Source organism: Trichococcus flocculiformis, from assembly GCF_900113645.1.
GTDB classification, from domain to species: Bacteria; Bacillota; Bacilli; order Lactobacillales; family Aerococcaceae; genus Trichococcus; species Trichococcus flocculiformis.
Map to the genome: position 1 here is coordinate 175711 of NZ_FOQC01000003.1, position 8171 is coordinate 183881.

General features: G+C 44.1%; 10 protein-coding genes. 3 read left to right on the forward strand and 7 right to left on the reverse strand.

The window, feature by feature from the left end; genetic code table 11:
* Positions 1-85 precede the first annotated feature (85 nt).
* Positions 86-1096 carry a catabolite control protein A gene (ccpA, locus tag BMZ71_RS02795; RefSeq protein WP_086988090.1) on the reverse strand — a complete coding sequence of 337 codons (1011 nt, stop codon included), beginning with the start codon at positions 1094-1096 and terminating at the stop codon, positions 86-88.
* A gap of 253 nt (positions 1097-1349) precedes the next feature.
* On the opposite strand from ccpA, the gene BMZ71_RS02800 reads away from it, so the two are divergent.
* The gene (locus BMZ71_RS02800) at positions 1350-2432 is read left to right on the forward strand and encodes a M24 family metallopeptidase (protein ID WP_245734369.1); all 1083 of its coding nucleotides are present in this window, start codon (positions 1350-1352) and stop codon (positions 2430-2432) included.
* A gap of 84 nt (positions 2433-2516) precedes the next feature.
* Here BMZ71_RS02800 and BMZ71_RS02805 read toward each other — a convergent pair whose 3' ends face one another.
* Together BMZ71_RS02805 and BMZ71_RS02810 are read right to left on the reverse strand one after the other, a co-directional pair.
* Positions 2517-2981: a YtxH domain-containing protein gene (locus tag BMZ71_RS02805; protein ID WP_086988092.1), complete on the reverse strand. Its 465-nt coding sequence runs from the start codon at positions 2979-2981 to the stop codon at positions 2517-2519.
* 40 nt (positions 2982-3021) lie between these two features.
* Positions 3022-3486: a DUF948 domain-containing protein gene (locus BMZ71_RS02810; protein WP_086988093.1), complete on the reverse strand. Its 465-nt coding sequence runs from the start codon at positions 3484-3486 to the stop codon at positions 3022-3024.
* Between the two features lie 266 nt (positions 3487-3752).
* Between BMZ71_RS02810 and BMZ71_RS02815 the strand changes: the two genes are divergently transcribed.
* The gene (locus tag BMZ71_RS02815; RefSeq protein WP_086988094.1) at positions 3753-4658 is read left to right on the forward strand and encodes a mechanosensitive ion channel family protein; all 906 of its coding nucleotides are present in this window, start codon (positions 3753-3755) and stop codon (positions 4656-4658) included.
* 93 nt (positions 4659-4751) lie between these two features.
* Here the strand turns inward: BMZ71_RS02815 and cbpB are convergent, their stop codons facing one another.
* The 4 genes from cbpB to racE all read right to left on the reverse strand — a co-directional run bounded on the left by cbpB (position 4752) and on the right by racE (position 7302).
* Positions 4752-5252 (reverse strand): cyclic-di-AMP-binding protein CbpB, encoded by a 501-nt coding sequence (gene cbpB / locus BMZ71_RS02820; protein ID WP_086988095.1) that lies wholly within the window; start codon positions 5250-5252, stop codon positions 4752-4754.
* 67 nt (positions 5253-5319) lie between these two features.
* Positions 5320-5838 (reverse strand): metallophosphoesterase, encoded by a 519-nt coding sequence (locus BMZ71_RS02825; RefSeq protein WP_086988096.1) that lies wholly within the window; start codon positions 5836-5838, stop codon positions 5320-5322.
* The gene (locus BMZ71_RS02830) at positions 5839-6462 is read right to left on the reverse strand and encodes an XTP/dITP diphosphatase (RefSeq protein ID WP_245734370.1); all 624 of its coding nucleotides are present in this window, start codon (positions 6460-6462) and stop codon (positions 5839-5841) included.
* 15 nt (positions 6463-6477) lie between these two features.
* The gene (gene racE / locus BMZ71_RS02835; RefSeq protein ID WP_068559788.1) at positions 6478-7302 is read right to left on the reverse strand and encodes a glutamate racemase; all 825 of its coding nucleotides are present in this window, start codon (positions 7300-7302) and stop codon (positions 6478-6480) included.
* Positions 7303-7564: 262 nt separating this feature from the next.
* On the opposite strand from racE, the gene BMZ71_RS02840 reads away from it, so the two are divergent.
* On the forward strand, positions 7565-7870 hold the full coding sequence (locus tag BMZ71_RS02840; RefSeq protein WP_086988098.1) for a hypothetical protein: 306 nt from the start codon (positions 7565-7567) through the stop codon (positions 7868-7870).
* The last annotated feature ends 301 nt before the right edge of the window (positions 7871-8171 follow it).

The window sequence follows — 8171 nt, forward strand, 5'->3', positions numbered from 1 at the left end:
ACATTCCAAATTTCTTGCCCAAAAAGCCCTGCATCCATTCAGGATACAGGGCTTTTTGGTCTTGAGTGTCTCGCGGATGAACACATTATTTTTTAGGTAATGTTGTTCCTCTGTTGACAATTTTGTATGGAAGGATGATTGATTTCTCATCAATTTCTTCCTTGTTCATTATTTTAGTCAGTAAACGCATCGCTACAGCGCCGATATCATACAACGGCAACATGATGGACGTCAATTTTGGGCGAGCCATTTCTGTAATACGCGAATTGTTGCTGGCAGTGACTTCAAATGCTTCAGGAACGCTGACACCTGCATTGATGATACCGTTCAACAGGCCGATTGCAAGTTCATCGCCGGCTACATATGCTGCATCCACTCCTGCTTCAAGTAATTGAGGAGCCAACAGCTCACCATTTTGAAGCGTCGGCTCACATTCGAAGACAAGCGCTTCATCAAAGGGAATATTTGCATTGACCAGAGCGTTTTTGTAACCTTTTAGTCGATACTGTCCATTGATTGGATTGGAAAGTGAAGCTGATACAAAAGCGATATGTTTTTTTCCGTTCGCAATCATGTTCGCTACACCTTCTTCGGTTGCACCGATATAATCGATATTGACGCTTCCGACTTGTTGCTCAGGATCGATTGTTCCAGCCAGCACGACCGGCGTTTTGGATCGGGAAAATTCTGCGCGCAACTCATCCGTAATCTTATTGCCCATGTAGATGATGCCATCCACTTGTTTCGCAAGTAACGTATTCAACACTTGGATTTCTTTCTGGTCATTCTGATCAGAGTTCGCTAAAATGATGTTATACTTGTACATTGTAGCGATATCATCGATTCCGCGTGCTAGAGATGCAAAGAATAAGTTTGTGACATCAGGGACAATAACCCCTACAGTCGTTGTTTTCTTGCTTGCCAAACCACGGGCAACCGCATTCGGTCTGTAATCCAAACGTTCAATGACTTCCAATACCTTTTTTCTTGTGGATGGTTTCACGTTGGGATTACCATTCACTACGCGGGAAACAGTTGCCATGGAGACGTTTGCTTCGCGAGCCACATCGTAAATTGTAATCGTTTGTTTTTCCATTTATGCTGCTCCTTATCTCAATTGTTTTCAATTTTTTATTTTCCATTACTCAACATAATGTTGTAAATATTGATTGTTTTACAAGCTTATAATGAATTTAACATTGTTTCATAAGATGTGCAAGCGTTTTATAAAAGTTTTCATGAAAATTTCACATTGCATTATTCAAAAATAGAACCCTCATTATATGCTATAATACTAAAGAAAGGAAGGTGTCATATTAAAAATGCCTTTAAATCTAATTATCAATTTAATGAAAAAACAAGATGTAGATATCGTATTTCTCAATGATCCCAAAAACGTCTTTTATGTTTCCTCATACAGAAGCGATCCGCATGAGAGAGTTTTAGCGGCGGTTCTGTTCAAGGATGCTGCGCCCATCCTGTTTGTCCCTGCATTGGAAGAAAATGATGCGCGGAAGACTGCAGAGGGATTTGATGTGATCAGTTACATGGATACGCAAGATCCTTGGACAGTACTGGCAACCAATATTAAAGAACGTTATTCATCGCTGTCGGGCTGGTCCATCGAAAAGGACTTTTTGACTGTCGAGCGAATGGAGACGTTGCGGAAACATTTCCCGACAGCTACTTTCAACCACAACATAAGTACAGCACTTCAGAACATGCGCCTGATCAAATCCGAAAAAGAAATTACGTTCATGAAACAAGCAGGCTATTGGGCTGATGAAGCACTTAAAATAGGTGCTGGAACGCTGCGCGAGGGCATTACCGAACTTGAAGTCGTTGCCGAAATTGAATATCAGCTGAAAAAAAGAGGCGTAGCCGAAATGAGCTTCACCACTATGGTGTTGTTCGGCGAAAACGCGGCTAGCCCCCATGGTGTTCCAGGCGATACCAAGCTCAAGAAAAACCAGTTTGTGCTGTTCGATTTGGGAACCATGCATGAAGGTTATGCAAGTGACGTGACACGCACGTTCTTCTTTGGTGAAGAACCCTCCGCGCACCAAAAACGAATCTACGAGTTGGTGTTGGCTGCCCATGATGAAGCCATGGCAGCAGTCCATCCCGGAATCAAAGCTGGTGACTTGGATGCTGTAGCGCGGACAATCATTACCGAAGCAGGCTACGGTCGCTACTTCAACCATCGCCTCGGACACGGATTGGGTCAAGGCGTGCATGAGTACCCTTCTATCATGGAAGGCAATGAAATGATCCTTACTGAGAATATGTGTTTTTCTATTGAACCCGGCATTTATATCGAAGGGGATATCGGCGTCAGAGTCGAAGATTGCGGTTATGTGACTGCGGATGGTTTTGAGTCCTTCACTAACACTCCAACCGATATAGGTGCATATTTGAAATTGATGGATTAGTTGATTGAATCAGTATAGCAGCAGCGATCAGCTAAACAGTGTGCAAAAAAAAAACAGGCACCCGGCCTGTTTTTTTTTGCGCATTCAGATATCTTCCACGCTGTCTTTTATTTCATCGACCTTTTCTTCCACTGCGACCTTTTTTTCTTCCGTTACGGCGGCCGCTTCCTCTTTGCCTTCTTCAGCGATGACAGAAGCAAATTCTTTCACATCAGTAGCTTTTTCTTTGATGTCGTCCTTAGCTTTTTTCAAGTCTTCACCGACATGTTTCGTTGTTTCAGAGAATTGTGTTTTGATTGAAGAAGTGGTGTCCTTCAAGTTAATTTTAATATCTTCGGTGGTTTCTTTGGCGACGTCCATGAACTCATTGCTCTTCTCCACAGCGATATCCGCGTAATCGCGCGCTGTGTACAGAAGATTATTTACTTCCTCCGTGATGTCATCGCGTAGTTCTTTGCCTGGTTTAGGCGCAAACAGCAAAGCTGTGATGGCTGCTGCAGCCCCGCCGATGATTGCCCCTAATACAAATCCGCCTTTATTTTTTGTCATAATCCTCAATCTCCTTTTTGTTTATTTATTGGTTGACGCTTCAGTAAGTTTTGAACTTTGTATCCTTCGTTTCTTTCTTCGCTTGCCGTTGCCGGGCAATTGCCATCGCTGTCCGCCCAAGCTTTCCGACCGTGGAGGAACCTGATGTGCTTTTGACCCCTTTTCCGCCACCTTTAAGTGATACCGCCAAATTTCTGGTAGATTGGTTCACATCAGAAACCGTCACTCCCAGATCGCCGATTGCGGTGAATAAAGGATCTGTCTTGCTGATTTTGCCGTTCAGGTCATCCACTAACGTATTGGCCTTATTCAGTAAGCCTTCGACTTCAATCGACAAGTGGTCAACATCTTTCGTGATGACGGCCAAGCTTTTGTTCGCTTCCTGGGTCACTTTTTCAACCTCGCCTAAGATGTCAGTGACTTTCCTTAATGCCAAAATGATGAAAACCACCAACACTGCAAAAGCCAACGCAGCAATCAAAGCTGCAATTTCACCATACCCCATTATTTGTACTCACTCCTTCTTGATTCATACTTGCATCTGTCAAAGCATTGTACGAATTTTTATAAGATTTATTTCATTTATAATAAAATGATACCATAGACATTTCCGATATGCTATTGAAAACCCTTTAGATAATGCCGAATCGTCTGGAAAGGAATGGTTCCGATTTGGACATGCTTTCTTCAACAAAATGTAAACCTATCTTCATTTTCATAAGTCGCAGAATTTGGTACAATGAAACCAACTGTTCAGAAATGAGGGATTTTATGAATGATATAAGCACGCAAGACAGCGCACTTGCACAAGATTTGATAGAGGAAGTGGTGACGAATCCAAACATTTTCGTAAAATGGTGGAACAGCATCGCATGGGAAGAGATTGTGGGCTTGTTTATTTCAAAAGGCATAACCTTGCTTTTTTTGCTGCTCATCTTTTTTGCTTTAAAAAGTTTATCCAATTACGTATTGCACCGAACTTTTGAAAAACAGATTTTGACCAAGCACATTACCCAGAACCGCGCTACCACCATCTACAAAATAGCCGAGAACGGTTTGCGTTATCTCTTGTTCTTCTTTTTGATTTATGGGATCCTTTCCATCATGGGCGTACCCATCGCTACATTGATTGCCGGTGCGGGTCTAGCAGGTCTGGCTATCGGTCTTGGCGCACAGCAGTTCATCAATGATATCGTCAATGGATTCTTCATTATCCTGGAATCACAATTTGATGTCGGTGATCATGTTGTGATCGGCGGAATCGATGGTACAGTCGTGAACGTTGGCTTGCGGACGACACAGATCAAAAGTTTTGATGGCACGCTGCATTTTTTACCTAATCATACCATCACGACCATCAGCAACCTGTCCCGAAATGATATGCGGGCCATGATCGATATCCTGTTGTATCCGGATACCGATTTTGAAACGGTCAATCAGGTAATTCAGGCCGTCAATGAACGGATTGTGCCGGAACATCCGGAAATCGTCAAAGGCCCTAATGTCATTGGCATCACCGACAAAGGGAATGGCCAGCTTGCCTATCGGGTTGTCTTTTATACATTGAACGGCCAGCAGTACAGCATCCAAAACTTGTTCTTGGGAAGCTACCGTTCCGCACTGTTGGAGGCCGGTATCCAGATTCCTGCTCTGCCGTACACCGTGCCGAAAGCATAAACGTCTTACGAAAAAGTGCTTCACCTCCAAGTGTATTTGGAAGTGAAGCACTTTTTGATTTATTGGGTTAGGCTTGAAGCAGAAATCCGCATGCTATCTTTTGGAGGCCACTTCTTCCTTTTCCTCGATTTTCTCTAATTTGTAGATGCGGTGGATGCCATGCACCAGATGATTCACTCTTGTCAGTATCTCTTTGCGCGTGATGATGCCGATAAATTTGCCGTCATCTTCGGTAACGCACAAGAAATTGTGATCGATCAGATAATTCAGGATATCCTCCAGGTCTGTCCATGGGCGGATGGTCTGTACATTCCTGTCCATCACATCTTCCACTTTGAGTGTTTCCATTTTGTCATAGCGGATCGCATCGATTTCCGTGATGGCTTTGATGATCATCGGTATGGAAATCAGTCCTTTGATGCGGGACTTCGAATCCAAAACGGGAATGACGGAATACTTCACTTGGGACAACACGAGAAACGCATGGTTCAGGTTATTCGAACAATGTACATTGGCGACATTTTCGCCGTGGATCATCAGATCTCCGCAGGCATCATTGTCCAGCAATAACGCGGCTACTTCGCTACTAATCATTAATTTTTCCTCCTAAAAGGTATCCATCCGGAATGTGTGCAGCCGGATGCACCTTCTTTGCATGTGATCAAAGCATTTGAAATTGTTTTCTCAGATCGACCACTTCCTGATGGTGATCATTGTAATAGGTAACAGTAGCCGTTTGGTCATCCAACGTGACGATACAATAGGTCTTTTCCATCAGCGTGCCACGTGGTTGGCTGATGCTACCGGGATTTATGAAAAGGATGCCCTCCTCCTGTTCCGCTTTGGCGATATGAGTATGCCCATAAAACACAAGCGAAACATTCGCCTGCTCAGCTTCTCGTTTCAGACCGGCAATCGAGCTCCTTACGGAATGCTGATGCCCGTGGACAACCAGTACATTTTTGCTGCCGGCCTGGAAACGGTATTCGTCGTTCATCTGATAATCATAATCGCAATTTCCCATCACAGTGGACATGATCCCCCAGATCAGATCGGAACTGCTTAATTCAGAATCACCGCAGTGTACGAAATGATCAACCTGATTTGAATAGCGTAAAGCCAGTTCGTTAAGAATATCTTTATTACCATGGCTGTCACTGACTGCAAGTATCTTTATCATCTAATCCGCTTCCTTTTCCAACCATGCTGCCCAATTTTTCTCAAGATTTTTCAGAGCAATCGCACGGTGGCTGATCTGATTTTTTTCTACATCGCTCAACTCTGCCATCGTCTTTCCCAAGTGTGGCAAATAAAATAACGGATCATATCCGAAACCATAGTCTCCGCTCGGGAATTCCGCTATTTCACCCTCGATATCCCCTTCGACAACCAGACTTTCCCGATCCGGATGGGCCAACACTAAGGTACAATGGAAGTGCGCCTTACGGGATGGGTTTTCCTGGGACCCGAGCATCGCCAGCACCTTGGCATTATTGGCGGCATCACTTTTCATTCCGCCAGCAAATCGGGCTGAAAACACACCTGGTTGGCCATCCAAGGCATCGATGCAGATGCCGGAATCGTCCGCTAAGACCGTCATGCCTAATAATTCAGCGATTGTCTCAGCTTTCTTCCGTGCATTAGCTTCGAATGTATAGCCCGTTTCCTCAACATTTTCAATCTCCGGATAGTCCAACAAAGTTACGACTTCATAGCCTTTTGGTTCAAATAGGACGGCGAAATCTCTGGCTTTTCCAGGATTTTTGGTTGCTATTACGATTTTCTTTTTTTCAATTGCGTTCATCGTATCCCTCATTTCTCAGTCATTCTCGATCAAATTTAGCAAATCAACCTTTTCAATCGTAAAATTGCTCTGTCCGAGCCAATTTTCTGCAATATCCGAAAACAGTTTAGGCGAACCCGTCGTATAAAATCGGTATTCGGATGCTTGCTTGTTGTGAGAACTCTCCGCCAATCGGAAATAATCCAAGAGTGTGCTCACCTCAGATACCGTTTCAGCCCCGGAATCGATAAGAGTTACACAAGGGCCCATCACATTTTGGATGAGCGGTGTCAAGAGCGGATAATGCGTGCACCCCAGAATGAGAGTATCAACAGATTCTTTCAGTAAAGGTTTCAGCGTTTCCGCAACCACTTTTTTGGCGATTGATCCGTTGTATTGGTTACTCTCCACTAGCGGCACAAATTTTGGGCAGCTCATGCTGATGACTGAAATACCCTTGTCTTTGTCCTTGATGGTTTGTTTATAAACGTCGCTGTTGATGGTGCCTTTTGTACCGATTACGGCAATGCGTTCATTTTTTGAATGTTTGATTGCCGCTCGGCTACCGGGATTGATAACGCCGATCACCGGAATGTCTATGCGCTCGCGGATGACATCCAAGGCGGCTGCGGTCGCTGTGTTGCAAGCAATCACCAGCATTTTGATATCTTTCTTCAGCAGAAACTGTGTCATTTCCCATGTGTATTGAATCACTTCTTCTTTGGGCCTTGGTCCATAGGGGCATCTGGCGGAATCCCCCAGATAATAAATGGATTCATTGGGAAGCTGTTTCATTGCTTGTTTCACGACGGTCAAGCCGCCGACGCCAGAGTCAATAAAACCGATTGCTTTTTTACTCATGCAGTAACTTCCTTTATTTGTTTTCGTATCTCTATTTTACCTTAAGATAAAGGATTTTTGTAAAAATGAGGCAAATTTCATTCTGATTTGCTTCACTTTTGTGGTTTAGACTAGATTGCTTTCTCCAATAGGGCTGCCGATTATTGGCAGTCCGAAACTATGTATGCTACAATAGTCTCAATTTAGGGACGGTATTTTTTGTCCTCCAGAAGCTTCCGGTACTACGATGGATGCAAACCAATAAAAAGGAGTGGATATTCAAATGAGTTATCAATCGATTGTCACAGTAGTCGATAAGGGATTGGTCGACCGTGTCTTCGAGAGTGCCCGCTGCGAAGAATCCTACTGCGGTACCGTCATCTCAGGCCGCGGATCCGGGATGCACGAGAACAAAAAGTTGTTCAATCTGGCGCTGGAACCGGAAAAGGAAATTCTGCTGGTTTTGACCCAAGAAGAGCATTCCGAAAAAATCATCAATCAAATTGAGGAAGCCGTAAACATTACCGCACCCGGTAATGGCATCCTATTTGGAATCAATTTGAAAAGAGTTCATGGCATTGCTGAATAGCAAGAAAAGCTGAACGGGTTCGTTCAGCCCTGATTAAGGAAACACTGTGACCTAATCGGTCAAGTGTATCATGCCTCTAAGCGATTGAAATCGCAAGAGTCATGACAATTTAGGAAAGCTGTCCACGCAACGTTCCCTACGGTCACCTTGTACTGGGGCTCTAAGGGATGAATCCCTAAGAGTCCCATGCAACTGAGCATCAAAGAGCGCAATATGCTGAGAGACTTCCTGCGTCAGCAGGTTAGTCGAATAGTATCCTTGGCTCGCAGAGACAAGGGGTTCCTTGATCCTTTCCGAAGGG